Origin of the sequence: Vibrio ostreicida (genome assembly GCF_013074385.2) — a bacterium.
In the GTDB taxonomy this organism is placed as follows: domain Bacteria; phylum Pseudomonadota; class Gammaproteobacteria; order Enterobacterales; family Vibrionaceae; genus Vibrio; species Vibrio ostreicida.
The window spans coordinates 90,301-111,391 of record NZ_JABEYA020000001.1 but is presented as its reverse complement, the minus strand read 5'-3'; the positions used below and the strand labels follow the sequence as shown (position 1 = coordinate 111,391).

The window sequence follows — 21,091 nt, the reverse complement described above, 5'->3', positions numbered from 1 at the left end:
ATCATCATAAATTGAAAATGTGCCCTGATGTAAGCGCACTAAGAAAGTCAGATTCGGAGAACTTAGTTGACCATCAGTCGTGGTGGAATAGAGACCCCAACTTCTTTGTAATAACGCATGGCCCCCGGATGAAGCGGCACGGGTAAACCATCCAGAGCTTTTTCAATCGCCATTGCTTTGGTCGCTTTATGAATTCCCTGAAGGAACGGTAGATTTTCGTATATAGTTTTCGTCAACTGATAAATATCGTCTTCCGAAATATCACCACGAACTGCTAGAAAATTTGGCTGAGCTATTGTCGTCACTGCTTTTTCTACGCCAGGGTAAGTATTGGCCGGTATTTCATACTTGGTCCACAAATTATATTTTCTGTTGACCTGTGCGATCTGAGCCTCAGTAAATGATAAAATTTTAATGTCTTGTCCAAGCGCAGAGAAAGCCTGAGTAACCGCGCCAACCGGCACCCCCGCAGGTGTATTCATACCATCAATCGTGCCATTTTGCAGAGCACTGGCACTGCTGCCATAACCCATGTAGGCGAAGTTAAACGACTCAGGGTTGACCGACAGCTCCTTCATGATTTGGCGACCTGAGTTTTCAGTCCCAGAGTTCTTTTTGCCGATGGAAAACTTTTTGCCATCAAAATTATTCAAATCACTGACCGTCCCAGTTTTCGTCAGCTCAGAGCGAACAATAAAATGCTCAACGTTTTGCCATAACATAGAAACCGAGCGCAACTTATCCTGACGCCCTTGGTTCTGATAAGGCCCCTGCCCCGACCAAGCCCACGCCCCGTATAAACCTTGTAGAATGGCGAATTGCGCTTCATTATCGTTAAGTAACTTAATATTTTCCCCCGATCCAGCAGAGCTTATCGCAGACAGAGAAAAACGATGCTGCGGAGCTAGTTTGACTTTACTCAGGGTCGCCAGAGCAACACCAACAGGGTAGTAGGTCCCACCGGTAGAGGCAGTGGCAAGTATGTAACTGCGTTCGTTAGCCAACGCCTTGGCCCCTACGCCAAGTAAGCTCACGGTTAACAACAAGGCTTTAGTAAATGTGCTCGGTTTCATGTGATGTCTCCCTATCCAATCAATATCTGTTCTATTTTAATCACATCGGTATAGAGCAAATCGGATGCCAAAAATTAAGATGTTGATTTTTAATAAATAAAGTTAAAAAAACAGCTCAGATGAGCTGTTTTTTTCTTATATTGGATGGCAGCCATGAGCAAAAAATGGCTGATAGAAAAACGTAAAAATGAGCCACAGAGGAGCGAGATTGCTCAGACAGGTCGATAGTGTGACCTACCCCTATCATTGCCCCAGAAATCAATAGGCAATTTATTGCTTATTGGCCAACATAGTCACTACGATTGAGAGCATAGCGCACCATTTTCTGATTCAGAGTTCGCCGTGGTAATGACAGTTCCTGCATGACATCGTGAATCTTACCCTGATGACGCACCAACGCATCATGAAGAACTTTACGCTCAAAACTTTGTACTTGAACCGACAGCGGGACCCCAGCTGTGGGTAACTCAGACAACGTTATGGGCCGACAAGCTAGGATATCGCCCACCGTAAGCGAGTGATCCAAAGCAAAACGAATTGCAATATTGCGTAGCTCTCGCACATTTCCGGGCCAGCGGTAAGAAAGTAAGGCCTGCCTATCGGCTTCACTGGCTTGTCGAGTGTTTGAATTTGCTTGCTGGGTAAAATAATCAAACAATAACAACGTATCCTTTTCCCGTTCATGCAGTGCTGGTAAATGCAATTGCGCCACATTCAGGCGATAAAATAAATCCTGACGAAATTTTGGGTGATTCAACAAATCGTGTTTTGCCGCTGAGATCACGCGCACATCGACCGTCACTTGTCGATTTCCTCCCACACGCTCAACCACATTATCTTGCAATGAGCGTAAGACTTTCACTTGCATAGCTAATGGCATACTTTCAATTTCATCAAGAAATACCGTGCCTTTGTCTGCATATTCAAACTTACCAATTCGGCGTTTTGCCGCCCCAGTGAACGCCCCGATTTCATGACCAAATAACTCACTTTCAAGAAGGTTCTCAGGGATTGCCCCACAATTAAGTGGAACAAATTGATGACGATGACGGTGACTAAACTGGTGCAAACACGTCGCAACCAATTCTTTACCGCACCCAGTCTCACCATAAATAATCACATTGGTATCAATCTCCGCCACCTTCGCGATTTGTTCGCGCAAGTCGCACATTACTCGGCTGCGGCCAATCAAAACCTGCTCAATCCCCGCCATATTGCTGAGATAAGACGCACGTTCCTGCCGCTCTCGCCCATGTTGGTAGATCCCAACCGCCTCAGCCACGGTTTCTGACAAACGAGTTGGGTCAAAAGGCTTTTCAATGAAGTCATAGGCCCCCTGTTGGAGGGCTTTTACCGCCAAGGCGACATCACCATGGCCCGTAATGAGGATGAACGGGACGTCCGGCTGCAATTTTTTGCTCATTGAGAGCAGTGCGACGCCATCAATATCGGGTAACCGAACGTCACTGATAATGGTATCAAATTGACATTCATTGACCCGATCGAGTAAGCCCTGTCCGCATTCAAAAGTTGTAACGTCGAAACCCGCCAGTTGCAGCCATTGACTCGTGGCCACACGAACAATGTGATCATCTTCAACTAACGCGATACTCGGTGAAGTGCTAACTTCCATATTTGCGTCTCTCTGGTCTCTTTTCGGACACGGTATGAAAAAATCGTACCAACGAAAAGGATCATTATCTCAATTAAAACAACAAGTCACCCAACAAAATATACAGTACAGAGATCCATTTGAAATTTACCCTACCCTATCGTCTTTCTCCTCCCAGTATAAGGAACGATAGAATGATGGGACAACATCGCGGCTGGTTTTTACTCGTCGCCAGTTTATTGATGGGACTGGCCAAATGGGCCGGTGAAGAAGCCGCCACCCAATGGCAGTTAGAGCAATTCAGACAAGAAGTAGGGCAAAATCTGCTCAATTATATTATTGAGGTCCGCCGCTCTTTAAAACGGTTTTCCCCCCTACCCTACTTGATTGCCCATGACACACTCAGCCAACGATACCTGAGGGGCAATACAACGTTGCGCCCACAGGTTGAAAAACAACTGATTCAACTCGACAAAGCAGCAAATACGAAAGGTTGGTATCTGCTTTCTAAACAAGGAGAGGTTATGGTATCAAGCAAGGAAAACAGTTCAATTAGCCACTCCGATTCCCACGCTATTGCGGCGAAAATTAGTCAAGAGCGCGATCACGTATCGATTGTGACGAAAAGTCGGGGGGAAACCCCCGAGTATTTCTTAGCCGCGCCCGTTTACCTGGGCTTAGAGGTGGCTGGCATCGCCGCTATCAAAGTTGATCTGAGCTTGCTCCATGATCAATGGGTCACCAATAAAGACATGGTCTGGTTCCAAAACTCACGAGCACAGTTTTTTCTACCTTTTAGTAAATCATTGAACTACAGATGGCTTAATCGTTCATTTCACAAAAAAACCTCTGAGATTGTCACCCTCCACAATCAAACTCAGATCACTCTTTGGCAGCTGAACCAGCAGAAATACCTCAGTCAGTCCGTCACGCTGGATGATCTCGGTTGGCAATTAACCTACCTCAAGTCAATCGCCTCTTTAGATCAAACGGTTCGTTGGGTGGGCTGGCTCAGTGCACTGATGTGTTTATTTATTCTGTTGTTGTTCGTAATACGCTATCAAGGGCACCAGAAAAAAATCCATGCCATCCATATGCAGGCATTAATTGAGCAATCAGAAAAACGCCTAAGTGGCATGATCAATAAAACGCACGTCAGTCTACTGCTCCTCGATCAGCATGGTGCCATCCAAACCCTTAACCCAATGGCAAAACGCGATTTTAATCTCTCCGATGGAATGCTCCCTTATCTTGAAGCTTGGCAGCTTTTTGATACAGGGAACCCGAACTCGACCGCGCTACAATTACTGCACAATCTAGCCCAGCATGGTGAACTGGCAGAAGTAAGCCGAGTCGAAACCATGGCACAGCGAAGCGATGGCAGCCACTTCCCAGTGCTCTTTTCAATCAGCCCATTTGCTTGGTATTCATCGTACTACTACTTATGCACTGTTATTGATATCAGTAAGAGAAAACAAGCAGAAGTCGCGCTGGAATCCGCGAATCAGCAATTACAGAAACGAGTTGAAGAGCGGACCCAAGCACTCAAACAAGCACAAGAAGACCTAATTGAAGCCAGTAAGCTGGCCGCTTTAGGTAAAATGTCGAGCGCAATCACTCATGAGTTCAACCAACCTCTAACGGGGCTAAAAACCTTATTGTCCAGTAACCAACTCCTATTGGAAAGAGGCGAAACCGCAAAGCTCAATGCCAATATGAAGCTGGTGCAAACACTGATCGACCGTATGGTCAGTATGACGTCTCAACTCAAATCGTTTGCCTTTAAACGCCTTGATTACAATCAACCCATTTCATTGATTCAGGTTGTGGAAGAGGTCTTACTATTGGAACAAGACGCTCTTAACACCATTGAAGTCCGATTGAGGATTAAGCCTGAATGCGCTCAAGTGATGGGAGACGAAGGGCTGTTAAGACAGGTCATAGGAAACCTCATCAGTAACGCCATTGATGCAATAAAAGACCAAACCTTACCCCATATTACGATCAACGCACACCGTCAAAATCAGCAGGTCAACGTTGAGGTCATCGATAATGGGTGTGGGGTGGATCCAAGCAGACTTCCACATATCTTTGAACCCTTCCAGACCAACAAAAAAGTGGGAGAAGGTCTGGGTTTGGGCTTAGCGATCACCGCCAACCATCTTAAAGAAATGCAGGGACACGTTTGGGCGAAAAATAACACGAAGGCAGGCATGACGTTTACCCTGACGCTTGAGGCCGTTCCATCGAAAAGTGACGAATTTCCTTCGTAATCTCTCCCTTTTTTGTAATCAAGAAGGTGCATAAATTGCTGAGCCCAAAACTGAGTATCTAACCTCAAATTCTCAATCTCGTTACTTTTTAGTTACGCGAGAATGAGACAATTAAAGAAATATAGATTAGGCTCTAAAATAAATACAAGCCATTGAATTAAAATGACTTTTAGCAATAGCACCCTCAATTAAAAGGAGTTAAAATTGAACAAGAAATTCTCTTTTGTGACGCTACTAGCAGCATCAAACGCTGTGATGATCTCACAGGCCTCTGCTCAGGTTGAAATCGTCCACTTTGATTCAGTGGAAGTCAATATTCAAAGTTTACAAAGTTCAGGGAGTGGTTGTCCTTTTGGAACCGTCTCTTCAACCATTGCCCCAGATGGTAAGTCTTTTGTCCTCGGCTTTGATGAATATATTGCTGAAGCCGGCCCTGATATCTCAAGACGCGAAAACAGAAAGACCTGTCAGGTGACAGCAGTACTAGGCATTCCAAATGGGTTCTCATTTACTCTAGCCGACGTGAACTACCGCGGTTACGCAGATTTGGACGCCCAAGTCAGCGCTAAACAAACCTCTTCTTACTTCTTTGCTGGTGCACGTCAAGAAGCCACCCTTCGTACTGAGTTTGTTGGTCCAATTTCAGACAACTACCAACTCAGTGACCGTATTGGTCTAGAAAGCTTGGTTTGGTCATCCTGCAATGCCACTGAACCCGTTGTGATTAAAACAGAAATTAAAGTCGATAATCGTCGTGCCCGTGACAAAAGTGGTTTAATCACCCTAGATACTATTGATGGTAAGCTGACCCACCGCTATGGACTCATGTTCAAAAAATGTGATGAGACAAGCAACGCACCTTCAGCTGAGAGAATATAACTCCGCTGGTCTTCCTTGTTTGATATGACGAGTAACATAGTAATACGGGGGCTTCTAAGCCCCCGTATTTTTCGCGATTAAATCCCAGCTAGAGTGAGACAAAATTCACTGACTTTTCGCTATAACCCATGTTGTCTGAGGTGTAGTCGATCTCAACCTTAATATGACCAGACAACTCTCCCTCAGCCTGATAAACAGGGCAAGATGCTACATGGGATAGATATGTACTTTCCGTAGGCTTCATAAAGTAATAAATTTGCTGAAGATTGCACTCTCCAATTGTCATCCCCATCGCCTGTAAACGAGCACGCTCACTGTAATAATGTGGTCCAGCGTCCAACAGATAAAGCGGTTCATGAGTATAAATGTGTGTTTGATAATAGTCGGTAAACTCATTGCCTGCTTTGTACAGTTTGCTTTGTGAATTATACGCAATGTTTAAGTGCCAGTAAGCCAATTCGGATTCCTCGCTCGGCAGTGCCCCTGGCTTAGAGTAAAAACATTGAATCTGACTATGAGGTGTTTCAGCTTGCTGCTGAGCTGGCGTCCCTTGTTTGATAGACTGAATACCGCAACGGTGTTGTGTGTAACCGTCTTGTTTCATACGGTCACGCACCTGATGCATTGACTCGAATTTAGTCAAGACTCCCTCTGGCGTAGCATCGAAGATCTCTGGGTTATTTTCAGCTTGAGTCTGGGCACTTAGGCAAGTAACAAAACAAATGAGCGCTATTTTCTTTTTCATTATTTAAGTCCTCTTGAAAACTGGCGGCAAGTTACCTCACAACGCACATATAAAACAGGTTTAATATTTTATTTTGTGATACTTCACGTTAAACGCATTGAAATTAAATATACAAACCTAAGTTAATGAAATTTATAGCTTTTATTATCTATCCTATTAATAAGATTTCAAGGTAACACCATCGCTCTCTCGCACAAAGCCGGCTTGTAAAAAAGCCGACTTCCCGATTCCAAAGGAGACAATGTGCTTAACGACGACAAAAATGGAATTACAAAACTAACGTTTTAGTCACCGACATTTCTCTGATCGCGTATTTGATCCCCTCACGACCAATACCGCTTTTTTTCACCCCACCGAAAGGAAAATGCTCAGCTCGGAAACCCGGTCCATCATTAGTGGCCAACGTTCCAACATCCAATTCGTCAAACAGGCGATCAATCACTTTAAGATCATGCGTAAACACACCCGCTTGCAAGCCGTAATCACTGCTATTGATCACAGGAATGATCTCATCAAGCGACTCAAATGCACGCAGTGGGATCACTGGACCAAAGACTTCTTCTGTCATCACTGGACAATCGTCTGGTAAGTTTTCCAAAATAGTCGGAAAAATAATATTGCCTTCACGATGGCCACCCAAAGCAACACTCGCACCCATTTTTATCGACTGCTCTATCACAGAGTGAATATGATTGGCCGACATTTCATTGACCAGCGGCCCAACAAAAGTATCGTCCAAAGCAGGATCTCCCACCACAAGCTCACTACTGGCTTTCACCAGAAGATCACGAAATTGTGAGTAGACATCTTGATGAACAAATAAACGCTTTGCCGCGGTACAGCGTTGCCCTGCTGTTGCAAATCGTTGATGAATAGCCGCATTAACCGCAGCATCGAGATCCCCATCAGGCATGACGATAAGCGGATCGCTTCCCCCCAATTCAAACAACATTTTCTTGTAGCCTGCGTGAGCGGCAATTGCCTCTGCCGCTGGGTGACCACCAGTAAAATTAATCGCATCAATATCAGGGTGGCTAACTAAGCCAGCCATTTCTTCAATATCGGGGACCACCAACTGAAGAACATCTTGTGGGATACCCGCTTCGTAGCAAAGTACGACGAGCTTCTCTGCTGAAGCCCGATTAATTGGTGCTGGTTTTAATACAATACGATTACCCGCTGCGAAAGCAGGGCCAATTTTGTGCATGGCGATATTAATCGGAAAGTTAAATGGAGTGATACACAACACCGTTCCAATAGGGACAAAACGTACGATACCCGTGCGACGCCTAGCTGGTGCATACGCATCCGAATCCAGCACTTCTCCTTGAATCTGCCTCGCTTCTTCGCTACTGGCAATTGCTGTATTGATCGCTCGGGTCAGCTCTACTCGACTATCGGCAATCGTTTTTCCCGTTTCTTCAGTGATCATTCTGGCCAAAGACTCAGCATGTGTTTCTAACAAACCAGCCAGTTTGCGTAATATGTCAGCACGTTGAAATGCTCGCAACTCCGACTGAGTCTTACGCCCTTTCTTGAGCAGTGACAGGCTGGTTTCAATCTCTTCTTTAGTATTAAATTGATACTGACCAATGCACTCTTGAGTGTAAGGATTTTTTACCTGATAAGCCGATGTCATAAATCTCTCCTATATTAATGAAGGTGTATTGAGGTAATTTGGTAGACCAATTGCGCGCCGGAGACGAATAGAGCCCACCACATCAATCGTAAAAACAGCCCAGTATTGACTTTTCTCAGTAGAAAAACCCCTAATTTGGTCGCCAGTAAGGCCGCCAATGAAAAAATAACGATCAGGCCCGCGTTATCAACAAATGAAAAACCCAAGTAAAGAAACGCGGGTATTTTGGTGAGATGCACCCATAACTGCATCAGTGACTTATTAGCGACAATCGACTCTTTAGATAAATCATCGCGCAGAAAAAACGCCGTAAGTAAAGGGTCTACTGCCCCAGCGATAATTCCGAGGCTACCTGCAGCTAACCCCACCCAGAAAAACTGCTTATCCTTGATATTGAGGGCGGGCAATCTTTTGGGTTTGAACAAGGTATAGCCGATCAAGCCTAGAAGCAGGTATAAAGCAAAAACATCACTGACCAACTCGACCAGCAAACGGGTGGTCAGCGCTGCGCCTAATGATGCTCCAATAAAAAAAGGCACACACATAGCCCAGCGAATATCGCGACGCAGTAGCCAAGCACGAATACCATTGCTGACCACCTGAATCGACGCATGGATAGCAATAAGTGGCCTAAGAGGGATAAAGACACTCATCCCTGAAAACATCAATATGCCGCCCGCACTTCCTGTAAGGCTAGAGAGTAAAGAGGCAATAACCACCACGATAGTCGCAAGTATCATTGTGGTAGTCGATAGCGAGATGATATCCATAATGTCCAGCTTAACCATTAACAGAAAGGCTACTTTAGGCGAGACCTCTTAGTCGGCGTAGAGCCAGTCTGGGTGTTTTTTTAGTACCAGAACTGGACTTAAATCCTGCGGTTATCTGGCTCTAGTATTGTCCGTCGCCAACTCAGTAAACTCGAACTTCACGGCTAAAGTCACTGCTGAATGAACAACAGGCAATGCCTTTGAGCGCCAATAAGTGACCACCATAAGGGACTGATGATGAAAGACATCGAGATTCAATCACTGATAGACAGTAATACTGACCACGTCTGGCACCATATGAAACCAGATCAAGCCAAACCTATGATGGTCGAACGGGGCGAAGGCATGTATGTCTGGGACATCCATGGTAAGCAGTATCTGGATGCCGTCTCTGGTGGAGTCTGGTCAGTTAATGTGGGCTACGGACGAGAAGACATCGCCAACGCGGTGAGAGATCAACTGGTTAAAATGAACTATTTTGCGCAAACGGCTGGCAATATCCCCGCGACTCGCTTTGCCGAGAAATTACTGGAGAAAATGCCAGGTCTCAGTCGAGTTTACTATTCTAACTCTGGTTCTGAGGCGAACGAGAAAGCCTTTAAACTGGTCAGACAAATTGCGGCGAAAAAATACGGTGGGAAAAAACACAAAATTCTTTACCGCGATCGAGACTACCATGGCACCACCATCAGTTGCTTGAGTGCCACTGGACAGGAAGAAAGACGCGAACAGTATGGACCTTTTACCCCCGGTTTTGTTAGCGTCCCGCATTGCTGTGAATACCGTTCACAGTGGGGTGACATCGACGATTATGGCCTGCGGGTTGCCAATGAAATCGAGCAAGTGATTCTGCGCGAGGGACCTGAAACCGTCGGCGCTATTTGTCTAGAACCGATCACCGCAGGAGGTGGCGTGATTGAGCCACCAGCCGGTTATTGGACACGGGTTCAAGAAATCTGTCGTCAATATGATGTTTTACTGCACATTGATGAAGTCGTTTGTGGTTTGGGCCGTACTGGGACATGGTTTGGCTACCAACATTATGACATCCAGCCTGACATTGTGACCATGGCCAAAGGTGTCGCATCAGGCTACGCCGCCATCTCTTGTACCGTCACCACTGAACGTGTCTATCAGATGATCCATGATGATGACACCAGCAGCCGCATGGATTATTTCCGAGACATATCAACCTTTGGTGGATGTACCGCCGGTCCTGTCGCAGCACTGGCCAACTTGGAAATCATAGAGCGGGAAAATTTAGTCGACAATGCACGTATTCAGGGTGAGTACCTCAAAACAAAAATGCTTGAACTGAAGAACAAGCATTCCCTTATTGGAGATGTACGCGGTAAAGGCTTGTTCGTCGGCCTTGAACTGGTGATCGACAGAGAAACCAAGCAACCCGTCGATGAAAGCATCAGCGCTGCTGTGGTGGCCAATTGCCTAAAACAAGGCGTGATTATCGGCCGAACTAACCGTTCATTTAGTACTCTCAATAATACGCTTTGCTTGAGCCCTGCTTTGATCACTCAGCAACACGAACTCGACCTAATCGCGCAAAGCATAGATAAGGCTCTGACAGAAGTCGAAGAAAAAATGCTTATGCCTGTGGCATAACCGTGGGAGCGGCGCATGCCGTTTCCATCACCCGAGCCAATAAACGGACCCCTTCTCTGATGCGGTCCGTTTTAATCAATGAAAAACCGAGACGGAAATGTCGCCGCGACTCATCATTTATAGCACTGACTTCAAAATGTTGGATGCCCGTTTCAATGTAAACTCCAAGTTTGAGCGCTTCTTGCTGCAAATAAGCGCAATCGAGCCCCACAGGTCCTTTGAGCCACATTGCACTTCCCCCTAATGACGGAGTCACTTCTACCGTGGGTAAGTACTCCTGCAAAGACAAGGTGAGAATGTTAGCCCTCTCGGTATATCGCTGTCTCAGGCGGTGAATCAAAGTGTCATGGTGCCCGCCAGCAAGAAAGAACGCCAGTGTCCTTTGATTATTTGCAGGTGTATGACGCATCATGAGGCGTCGCAACGCCCGAGCCTCATCGATCAATGCGGTCGGTGCCACGAGATACCCAACCCGTAAACCTGGTGCCAACGTTTTTGATAAGCTGCCTACGTAAATCACTCGCCCTTCTTTATCAAGGCTCTTCAACGCTGGCGTCGGGGTTGAATAAAAGTTCAGTTCACATTCGTAATCATCTTCAATAATCACTAAATCATGCTCAGCCGCTTGCTCTAGAAGGCTAAGACGACGTTCAAGTGGCAAAGTGACTGTGGTGGGAGATTGATGACTCGGCGTTACAAATACGTAATCACATTCATTTAAAGACGCATTCACCTTCAGACCATGATCATCCACTTCCAGATCGCACATCTGCGTTTGATTCAGTTCAAAAATATGACGGACATCTGGATACCCTGGGTTCTCCACCCCTAATGTTACCCCTTGCCCTCCCAACAATTGGCTGAGTAAATACAAAGAGTGCTGTGTTCCGACTGTTAACAGAATCTCACTCTTATGACAACGGACCCCTCTGCGTGCCAAAATTCGTGTCCTCAACTGCTCAATTAATAGCGGGTCATCTTCATCAACACCATCTTTTAACCAGTCTCTGGCCTGTAAGCTCTGGGTGGCACGTTGGGTGCATTCTCGCCACTCTCTAATAGGAAAGAACTCCGGATCCGGTTGACCATAAATAAACGGGTATTTACATTGCTTCCACATATCAGGTTTATGTAAATGCGGCTGGTCAGAAGGGCGTTGCCTGAACTTAGTACTCCAGTCAACACTGCCTTGGTCTGAGGCGGGCACAACAGCTGGTGCCACCGAGGTTTCGCAATAGGTATTGTGAACAAAAAAACCTTTCCTCTCGAGAGAAACAACATAGCCTTCTTCGATCAATTTTTCATAGGCTAAGACAACGGTATTTCGCGAAACACCAAGTGCTTTCGCCAGTTCTCGGCACGAGGGCAAAGCCTCTCCTGCGACAATATGTCCATCAAGAATTGTCGCAATGATCATGTCTTTGATCTGCGTTTGTAGGCTGGTTCCCCGACCGAACTTCATGTAAAATAAATGTTTCATTTTATTATAATTATCAATAGTTTATTAACTTATTGTCACCATTTCTAACACACTTCTGGCTCTAAAAGTCATCCGACCTTTTCAATATGATGAAATCTTACGTTTCTCAAATTGGTAGGATTTGAATCATGCAAGTACACCCACCCAATCACCATACTCGGTTTTTACTTTGGCTTTTCCTGATTATTTTTTCTTTCCCCTCTTTTGCCAACAGTTCTGAGCCCTCCCTCCATTTTGACCAAATCGTAAATACCACCATTGCCCCCATTGCCGAACAGCTCTCATCGTTCGTGTTTTATAAAATCAACCTTTTGGGGTACCCCGTCCCAATCATTGTTATGTGGCTTAGCCTTGCAGCGGTATTTTTTACCCTGTATCTGAGTTTTATCAATCTCAGGGGGCTACCCACGGCATTCCGCCTGATCCGTGGAGACTATACCAACCCAAATGCGACGGGTGAAATTTCCCATTTTCAGGCTGTTGCTACCGCCATTTCCGGTACCGTTGGGATCGGCAATATCGGTGGAGTGGCGGTCGCTATTAGCCTTGGTGGCCCGGGAGCAACCTTCTGGCTGGTCGTGGCTGGCTTTCTTAGTATGTCGACTAAACTTGTCGAATGCACACTCGGTGTCAAGTATCGGAAAGTTAACCCGGATGGCAGCATTTCTGGTGGTCCAATGTACTACCTTGAGCACTATCTCAAATCTCGTCACTATCCGAAGTTGGGTAAATGCCTTGGCGGCTTTTATGCACTCGCTCTGGTGGTTGGCTGCCTAGGGATTGGCAATATGTTTCAGTCTAATCAGGCTTATGCACAACTGCTGGCTGTCACCGGAGGCACTGAAAGTTTTTTTTCAGACAAAGGATGGCTGTTCGGCCTCATGATGGCTGGACTCGTCGGGATGGTGATTCTGGGCGGCATTAGCGCAATTGCGAAAGTGACCGCCAAATTAGTGCCCATCATGGCTTTACTATATGTTGTTTCTGCCTGCGTGATCTTGACCATGAGTGTCGACCACTTACCTGCTGCATTTGCCTTAATTTTCTCAAGTGCATTTAGCCTTGAAAGTGCGAGTGGCGGAGCAGTCGGTGCGCTTATTGTCGGATTCCAGAGAGCCGTCTTTTCCAATGAGGCTGGTATAGGGTCCTCGTCGATTGCACATTCTGCCGTACAAACTGATGAGCCCGCCTCTGAGGGATTGGTTTCCTTATTTGAACCACTGATTGATACTGTCTTTATTTGCAGTTTGAGTGCGCTCGTCGTGATCGCTACCGCTTACCCAACTGGGTTAATTAACGGTGACTTAGTAGGGATAGAGTTGACCTCAGCAGTCTTTGCTCATCACATCACTTGGGCGCCTTACCCACTGGCAATTGCAGCCCTATTGTTTGCATTTTCGACCACCATCGCGTGGTCATATTATGGGTTAAAGGGCTGGACATACTTGTTCGGTGAGAAACCCTCCACAAAGTCACTATTTAAGCTGATGTTCTGCAGTTTCGCCGCTTTGGGTAGTATGATTCATCTTGATGCTGTCTTACAGTTCTCGGATGCTCTGGTATTTTTGATTGCGGTACCCAATGTCCTTGGTCTGTATTTTTACGCTCCTTTAGTCAAGCGAGAAGTAACAAGTTATTTGCGCCGGATAGATAACGGTGAAATTACCAATTATCGAACTCAGCAAGACTGCCAACACGTTTTCCCTCGCCATCGCAAGATTTGGACTCGCCTGACTCATTGCCCAGAATGTCGTGCAGAGCAACGATAAGTAACGTTTAATTCAGTGACCATCCGCTTCTGAGATGGTCACTTTTTGCTCGCCAAGCCCAAAGGCCAGATTAAAAGGAATATGAGTAAAACCAAGGCAACAACTCGGTACATAGGGTACGCTAAGGAGAAGGTCACACCCGCTAGATATGTTAATGAGCCGCACGACTCCCTTTAAATAAGGCCACGATTTTGTCGGACACGACAACCAAAAGCTGGCACAGCATCACTAGAGTAAAAGGAATTGCCCCAGCAATGGCTACCTGCTTATTCAGGTCAACATCGTTAATCACGACTAACGCCACTCCCATTGTCACCACAATTGCCGACCAACTAATTTTGCTGCTAGTACGCTCATCTCCCGTCAACATACCAGCGGCATAGATGGCCGAATCCGAACTCGAAATAACAAAAGTGAGTAACAACAGCAAGGCTGTGGCCGATAAGATCTCAGTAAAAGGTAGGTATTTAAAAAATTGAAACAGGCCTTGGGTGTAGTCTTGTTTAACCGCCCTCATTACATCATCAAGGTAATGGCTTTCAAACACCGCACCAGCAAAAGAAGAAAACCAAATGATGGATGCCATCGTTGGGATCATCACCGTACACAGCAAGAACTGGCGTACGCTGCGGCCACGGCTAATTCTGGCGATAAAGGGGCCAACGAAAGGCGCCCAAGCAATCCACCAAATTAGGTAGATGACTGTCCAATCCTGACTCCATTTTTCTCCTCCTTGCAGAGCGGACAACGACAACTCAGGGAGTAATAAGGCATAGGACTGAACTGAGCTAAACAGGCGTTCTACCACACCAGTGAGATTAACATTGACCAAAACAAAACTCAGCAAGGCGAGCATCAGAGCAATATTAAAATGACTTAAGCGTTTAATCCCTTTCTCCAGTCCCAGTGTGCTGGACAAGGTAAATAACGCTCCCATCACCAGTGTTAAGCCAATTCTTAGGTTAGTCAGATCAGCGCGGGTCCCCGTCAAGCTTTTAATGCCTTGTTCTACCAGTGCCATCGTATTCGCCAGTACACCTGCAATACCAAATAAAATAGCCAGCACCGCGATTAAATCGACCACACCCAGCCAAGTGGAATGACGCGCAGAAAAAGTGGCACTCACTCGCATCGGCTTTTGTTTAACGTAGGCTAGCCAGCCCATTAGCAAGCCGGCAAGGGCGTAAAGGCTCCAAGCATGGACGCCCCAATGAAAATAAGTCAGCGCAAGCGCGGTGTCTTTTTCGTCATTTATTTGCGTCACTGGTGGCAGATAAGCCAGATGAAAAACGGGCTCGGCCACCCCCCAAAATATCAGGCCAGATCCCATACCTGTGGTAAACAGCATCGCCACCCAAGAAATAAAACCAAACTCAGGGGCCTCATTTCCCAAACGGACTTTGCCCAGTGGAGATAAGCTTAAGCCCACACAGATTAAAAACACCAATGTCGAAAATACAATCACCTGATCATCAAATTGGGTGATGACCCAGTGAGTCAGACCTGCAATCTGATAAACACTGAATTGAGGAAGCAAGGTCACCCAGACTGCGATCGCCGCAGCAACAAACATGTACAGTCGGGAGGGTAAATGCGTCGTTTTTTTCATGAAATGTACGGTAAATCAGAACGTTTCGTTTCAGAGTGCCTATGCGACGAGTAGCTGTCTATGATGGCACCGACTTTTCACAAAAGAATGAGTAACCAGTCACAGTCACCTCGGCGGTTTGGCAATGACATGAGCAATACTATTTTTAACAAAACGCTTTATGACACTTATCTCAAGCACCTGATATACAAAAAAATCACGCCCGAATCGAGCGTGATGTTCATGGAACAATAGAAAAATCTACTGAGAGTACAGACGCCGAATGGGCTCTGGTTCAACATAATCGACGCGCTTATCCGTACTGATCTTTTCGATGCTCTCTTTTTTGGCTGATATGACCAGCACGCTTTGCGCGCTGAGCTGTTCAACAACATCAATATCATGGGATCGAAGAAGGTCCCGCACCTGTTGCTCTGTACCCTGATGATACTTAACAAAAAACCTTGTTTGCTCAGCCGCTTGTTCAGGCCGGTTATCCACAGGGGGAAATCCAGGGTTGTCTGCCCAGCTGCTCAAGGGGATTAAGGTGATCAGTAGGCTGATACCTCCGGCACAATAGAATCCTAGTCGCGTTCGCTTCTTCATAATGACTCCTTACTTAAATGCGAGGGCCCAACCTGTAAGGCTACCTGAGTCCCTAAAGCCACTATCGACAGCGCTGAGTGTCCATGTTCCTTTGGACTCCACCCCCGTAAAATCGGCTTGATAAGTTTGGTTGATGTTATCTTCGGTGCCGCCTGTATTGCCATGGAGCACAAAATTTTCACCCGATGGGGATGTCAAAGTGACAAGTAAGTCCCCTATGTAGGTATGATTGATATTAAGAGTAACATTGACCATTCCTGCATCACCAGAACGGATCACCGCCAACTCGCTGATTGCCCCCGTCGGCTGGTTATCCGGAATCGCAACCTTTTCTGTACTGGTATAAGTCGTCGGCATTTCACCACTGTTCGCCCCGTTATGTGTTGCAACAAGAGAAGCGCCACTGTAGGCCGTAAAACCGAAGACCAATACCTGATAGGTGCCTGAAGAGGTCACATTAACCGTACAACTTTCGTTGTTGGTTGATGTTTCAGAATGACAATCATTGATGCTCTCGCTTGGTTCGCCATTGAGACGCACATACAAATCTGCATCACCATTTCCACCACTTAGAGTAAAACTGGCTTGCGTCGCCTCGGCAGGCACATCAAATGTATAGATCATGCTTGATTTACTGTCTCCAAACAGAGACGTTTTCGCCACACCATTATCCAAAACAGGATTCACATTACCATTGCAGCCTGCATCCAAGTAGCTTTTTGCTGCCTCAGCATTGATCATGCCGTGACCTGTGCGATTATCACGGCCTGCGACATCGATATCCGTCGCAGTGGCAACCAAAGCTTTACGGATCTGTTGAGCGCTGCAGTTAGGGTGATAGCTCCATACCAAACCTGCGACGCCAGTGACATGCGGTGTTGCCATCGATGTCCCATTGTAATACTGGTAATCTTTGCCTTTTGTGGTTGAGACCGTCACAGTTTGGCCCGCTTTGTCTGCCAACTCTAATCCAAAATCTCGGTCAATCGACACAGAAACCATATGGTAGCGGTCGTTGTCATCAAGTACAAACGGACTTTGTAGACCTTGAAGTGACTGATTGCTGTAGACAATCGCGGCTTTGGCACCTGCGTTGTAACACGCTTTTACCGCGTTGATTTCAGGACGAAACCCCGTAGCCTGATTTTCAAGACGCTCAGTCAAACAGATCTTATTCGCCATATCACCACAATTGTAACTGCCCGAGGAAATATCACAGGTCGCAATCGGCGCACTCACCGCCCCAGCAATAGGAGCAGAGATGTAATCGCCTAACTCCAGCACCTTGCGGTTGTGTGGTACCACACCACGCTCAAAGCTGCTGGCGCCATTAACCGTTATATCAGAAAGAATCCCTTCCCCTACCGTCACTGTCGACAACACCGCTACCCCTGGTGCAGCAATATCGACCTGAGATGTCGCTTGCGAAAAAGCAGCATGTTGGTTGTTGTTATCCACCGCCGCCACCGACATTACCGCATCGTAAGACGCTGGATAACTGTGGGCGGTGTTACCATCATTCCCGGCAGCCGCAATCAGGAGAACACCTTGATCATACAGTGACTGAAGCGCATTTTGTTCGGTTCTGCTCGACTGGCTGCCCCCTAGACTCATGTTGACCACATTTGCCCCATTATCAGCACAAGTTTGAATAGCTTTAACCAAACTGGAAGAATATCCCCAGCCTGACTCATTAAACACCTTGACGATATGCAGATTAACGTTTTGATTGGGCATTACACCTTTAACGCCTTGGCTATTGGCGATGGCTGCAATCGTCCCCGCAACATGGGTACCATGAGCGTTATTATTTCCCGGAGCGCTCCATGATCCGGTCCCGCTGTCGTTGGTGCCACTAACACGGTTACCACTTAAGTCATTGTGACTGATATCGTAACCAGAATCGATGATACACACAGTACGATTGCCCGCATTCGCGTCACTTAATACCTGAGCGTTGACCGTATTAAATCCCCAGGGCGTTGTTTCACTGAGTAAATACCGAGGGGGATCGATTTCTACGTACTCAACCTGACTGCTTGCGCGCAATGTGCTCAGCTTTTCGCTATCCACTTCGACACTGTAAAGCGATTGATTGTCGAGTTTTTCAACGTTGCGAGCTTTAACCTGATCGAGAACCGCTTCGCTGGTTTTAACCGGAGAGACCAAAGAACGGGACATTGAAAAAGGGGCTGGGGTCTGCGGTTTAAATTTGACGATATACTTGGTTGGGAGATCAGCCTCGTTGATCGCCATTGCCGATGTCGCGTGAACAGATGTCACATTGATCATGGCCACTGCTATTGATGAAAGGGCAAATATCCCTTTGGTTTTATTTATGATGTTGTGCATATGCTCTATTCCTTTTTGAGCCATTTTATTCATTATTTTCCCATTAACAGTCACGTTCCTGAACGGCCAATGAGACTCACAGCTATAAGGGGTGATTATTAAATACCCAAATTTTTATAAAATAAAACCTTCACAAACTGGCATGTAATCTATTAAACAACATGGAAAGTTAACATTAAACTGACAATAAAAGCCCTTAAAAAGCAAACAGTTAATAGTATAATTTGAATGTTAAATCACAAATACTGAGTAAATATTCTACCCCAAACAATCAAAAATTGGAATAATGCATCTGACTTCATAACTTAAACCACTGGTAATTATAAATATTTAAGTTAGACACAAATATGAAAATGAATAAAAATTCCAGAGAGTAATAAGCGAAATCAATATAAATAACCAACAATAACAGTGTTAAACCTCAATATAATAGCAAGATATTCTGCTGGCCAATATTTAACCGCAAGGGAGTAAAAAACCAGCATTCTCGATACATTTATATAACGCACACCATATCCACAAAATCGTCACCTGATCTGCCCGAGACAGTATCTCCCTCACCAGAAATTCAAGATGGCGGTGACCAGAACCTCATTTCATTGATGTGAAGATTCAGCCACCCCCCAATACCCCGAAGGGGTTATAAAAAGCTAGCCCTATGGAGAGGTGTCTAGAAAACGGTTGCATTTTATGTAAATAGAGTTAAAACTCCGAGCCATTGAATGGCTAGTATGGGTTGAGTAGACGACTCATCTAAGAAGGAGAACCTGCTGTGCTTGGTATTATTCGTCTGATTTTGGCTGCGGTATTTATTGTCGTGACTACTCTATCGGCTCTGGTGTGCTGTCTTTTTAGCCCAAGGGACCCAAAACATGTGTATTTTTTCTGTCGTTGGTTTCACCAATTACACAAGCTTGTTGGTTTGAACTTAATTCAGCGAGGTCTGGAAAATGCGCCAACCTCCAGCAACAGTGTCTATATTTCTAATCACCAAAACGTCTATGACTTTGTGACTTCTCCCGGAATGCTGCGCCCACGTACGGTGACATTAGGTAAAAAGGACTTGCTTTGGATCCCATTCTTTGGCCAACTTTACTGGATTACTGGCAACATCATGATTAATCGAGAGAACAAATCGCAGGCACGGGGAACCATCAAACAAGTTGCCGAAGCGATTAAGAAACGGGATTTATCAATTTGGGTTTATCCAGAGGGAACACGCAGCAATGGACGTGGTTTATTGCCTTTTAAAACGGGGGCTTTTCGAATGGCCATCGAAGCTGGCGTGCCAATTACTCCAATGTGTGTCAGTACCATCCATAACAAAATAGATTTAAACCGCCGTCACAATGGTATCGTGATCACCGAAATGTTGGAGCCTATTGATGTCTCTGGCTATAAAATTGAAGAAGCACGCAAATTAGCGGCTCTATGCCATACCTTGATGGCGGAAAAAATAAAAGAGCTGGACAATCAAGTCGCCCAGCTCGAAGCTCAAACCTGTTCACCGCTAAACGAGGAACAACATCTTAAGCAAAGATAAACTGATCCATTAGAGTAACCATGCGTCCAATCTCTGGTTTAGTAATGGTGTCATTCGCACCCAATGCCAGAGCTTTGGCGCGGTTGTCTTCACTCATTAGCGATGAGAACATGACGATCGGCAGATTTTTATAGGCATCAGCTTCGCGAAGACGTTTGACCAAGTGCAGGCCGTCCATACGTGGCATTTCAACATCAGTCACCACCGCATTGACCATATCCGTTACCTCTATCCCGTCTTTCTTCGCCACCTCAGCAATTTCTACCAACTTCTCGTGCGCTTCACCACCGTCTTTACAGGCGATGATATTAAAACCCGCTGAACTTAAGGTATCTTGAATCATGCTGCGAATAAAGGCCGAATCATCCACCACCATCACCGTCTTAGAGTTCCGTTTTGCAATCATTTTCTGATTCAAATCAACACTCTTATCCGCCGTCACATCGTATTTACCCATACTCAGTTCCGGATTGATGTCAGCAATGATTTTTTCGAAATCCAGAATCATGATCAGATTGCTATCTTTACGGACCACAGCAACGACACAATCTTGCTCACCCGCCTCAAGGAACTGACTCGGCGATTCAACATCGTTCCAAGAAATACGGTGAATACGACTGATACTATCGATGAGAAAGCCGTTTGTCATTCGGTTGAAATCGGTCACAATCACAAATTTTTTATCGATTTCCTGACTGGTCGGCACACCCAACCATCCAGCAAGATCAACCAAGGGTGTCAACACATCTCGAGATGAAAACACCCCTATCATATGTGGCTGCGCGTTCGGATAATCGGTCGTTTCAGGCACCTGAATCACTTCACGCACCTTGGCGACATTGATACCGTAATAACAGGTTTTCTTAGAACCGTCTGGCATCTTCTTAACGAGATGGAACTCAATGATTTCAAGTTCGTTGGTACCACTTTCTGTAAGAATTGTACTGCTTGAAGCGCTCATATTCGATTTTACTCATTCCCGGTATCAATGACATTTACGCAAACCGGATTCCGTATTGCGTAGCGACCTATCATCTGTCGCCTCGAGGTATTCAGGTTTTAGTTTATAACCTAAGCGAATGTAAAACTATCTCATTTAACAATAAATATGCCAAAAAAATTAAACACCCTGATAATAAAAA

General features: G+C 45.7%; 15 protein-coding genes. 5 read left to right on the top strand and 10 right to left on the bottom strand.

The window, feature by feature from the left end:
* Nucleotides 1–62: 62 nt before the first annotated feature.
* Entirely contained in the window at nt 63–1,073 is a 1,011-nt protein-coding gene (locus HLM86_RS00450) for a TAXI family TRAP transporter solute-binding subunit (protein WP_076585733.1), read from the bottom strand.
* Nucleotides 1,074–1,350: 277 nt separating this feature from the next.
* Nucleotides 1,351–2,706, bottom strand: coding sequence for a sigma-54-dependent transcriptional regulator (locus HLM86_RS00445; protein WP_170882193.1), 1,356 nt, complete (start codon nt 2,704–2,706; stop codon nt 1,351–1,353).
* 173 nt (nt 2,707–2,879) lie between these two features.
* Between HLM86_RS00445 and HLM86_RS00440 the strand changes: the two genes are divergently transcribed.
* Nucleotides 2,880–4,958: a sensor histidine kinase gene (locus HLM86_RS00440; RefSeq protein WP_170882194.1), complete on the top strand. Its 2,079-nt coding sequence runs from the start codon at nt 2,880–2,882 to the stop codon at nt 4,956–4,958.
* Nucleotides 4,959–5,162: 204 nt separating this feature from the next.
* Nucleotides 5,163–5,837 carry a DUF4360 domain-containing protein gene (locus HLM86_RS00435; protein ID WP_076585739.1) on the top strand — a complete coding sequence of 225 codons (675 nt, stop codon included), beginning with the start codon at nt 5,163–5,165 and terminating at the stop codon, nt 5,835–5,837.
* A gap of 88 nt (nt 5,838–5,925) precedes the next feature.
* Here HLM86_RS00435 and HLM86_RS00430 read toward each other — a convergent pair whose 3' ends face one another.
* The 3 genes from HLM86_RS00430 to HLM86_RS00420 all read right to left on the bottom strand — a co-directional run bounded on the left by HLM86_RS00430 (nt 5,926) and on the right by HLM86_RS00420 (nt 8,991).
* Complete coding sequence (locus HLM86_RS00430) at nt 5,926–6,582, bottom strand: hypothetical protein (protein WP_076585741.1); 657 nt, start codon at nt 6,580–6,582, stop codon at nt 5,926–5,928.
* Between the two features lie 268 nt (nt 6,583–6,850).
* The gene (gene safD, locus HLM86_RS00425; RefSeq protein ID WP_170882195.1) at nt 6,851–8,221 is read right to left on the bottom strand and encodes a sulfoacetaldehyde dehydrogenase SafD; all 1,371 of its coding nucleotides are present in this window, start codon (nt 8,219–8,221) and stop codon (nt 6,851–6,853) included.
* Nucleotides 8,222–8,235: 14 nt separating this feature from the next.
* The gene (locus HLM86_RS00420) at nt 8,236–8,991 is read right to left on the bottom strand and encodes a sulfite exporter TauE/SafE family protein (protein ID WP_170882196.1); all 756 of its coding nucleotides are present in this window, start codon (nt 8,989–8,991) and stop codon (nt 8,236–8,238) included.
* Between the two features lie 237 nt (nt 8,992–9,228).
* Between HLM86_RS00420 and HLM86_RS00415 the strand changes: the two genes are divergently transcribed.
* Nucleotides 9,229–10,611: an aminotransferase family protein gene (locus HLM86_RS00415; protein ID WP_290312277.1), complete on the top strand. Its 1,383-nt coding sequence runs from the start codon at nt 9,229–9,231 to the stop codon at nt 10,609–10,611.
* On the opposite strand, the gene pdxR is transcribed toward HLM86_RS00415, so the two are convergent.
* The gene (gene pdxR, locus HLM86_RS00410) at nt 10,595–12,073 is read right to left on the bottom strand and encodes a MocR-like pyridoxine biosynthesis transcription factor PdxR (RefSeq protein WP_217702053.1); all 1,479 of its coding nucleotides are present in this window, start codon (nt 12,071–12,073) and stop codon (nt 10,595–10,597) included. The two genes, HLM86_RS00415 and pdxR, sit on opposite strands and share 17 nt — an antisense overlap.
* 146 nt (nt 12,074–12,219) lie before the next feature.
* Between pdxR and HLM86_RS00405 the strand changes: the two genes are divergently transcribed.
* Nucleotides 12,220–13,860 (top strand): alanine/glycine:cation symporter family protein, encoded by a 1,641-nt coding sequence (locus HLM86_RS00405; protein WP_076585750.1) that lies wholly within the window; start codon nt 12,220–12,222, stop codon nt 13,858–13,860.
* Nucleotides 13,861–14,011: 151 nt separating this feature from the next.
* Here HLM86_RS00405 and HLM86_RS00400 read toward each other — a convergent pair whose 3' ends face one another.
* From HLM86_RS00400 to HLM86_RS00390, 3 genes are all read right to left on the bottom strand, one after another.
* Entirely contained in the window at nt 14,012–15,469 is a 1,458-nt protein-coding gene (locus HLM86_RS00400) for a BCCT family transporter (protein ID WP_076585752.1), read from the bottom strand.
* A 240-nt stretch (nt 15,470–15,709) separates the two neighbouring features.
* Entirely contained in the window at nt 15,710–16,054 is a 345-nt protein-coding gene (locus tag HLM86_RS00395; protein ID WP_076585754.1) for an ATPase, read from the bottom strand.
* A 9-nt stretch (nt 16,055–16,063) separates the two neighbouring features.
* The gene (locus HLM86_RS00390; protein ID WP_170882199.1) at nt 16,064–18,406 is read right to left on the bottom strand and encodes a S8 family serine peptidase; all 2,343 of its coding nucleotides are present in this window, start codon (nt 18,404–18,406) and stop codon (nt 16,064–16,066) included.
* Between the two features lie 772 nt (nt 18,407–19,178).
* On the opposite strand from HLM86_RS00390, the gene HLM86_RS00385 reads away from it, so the two are divergent.
* Nucleotides 19,179–19,949, top strand: a complete 771-nt coding sequence (locus tag HLM86_RS00385) for a 1-acylglycerol-3-phosphate O-acyltransferase (protein ID WP_076585756.1) — start codon at nt 19,179–19,181, stop codon at nt 19,947–19,949.
* On the opposite strand, the gene HLM86_RS00380 is transcribed toward HLM86_RS00385, so the two are convergent.
* Nucleotides 19,936–20,910 (bottom strand): chemotaxis protein, encoded by a 975-nt coding sequence (locus HLM86_RS00380; protein WP_076585758.1) that lies wholly within the window; start codon nt 20,908–20,910, stop codon nt 19,936–19,938. The two genes, HLM86_RS00385 and HLM86_RS00380, sit on opposite strands and share 14 nt — an antisense overlap.
* Between the last annotated feature and the right edge of the window lie 181 nt (nt 20,911–21,091).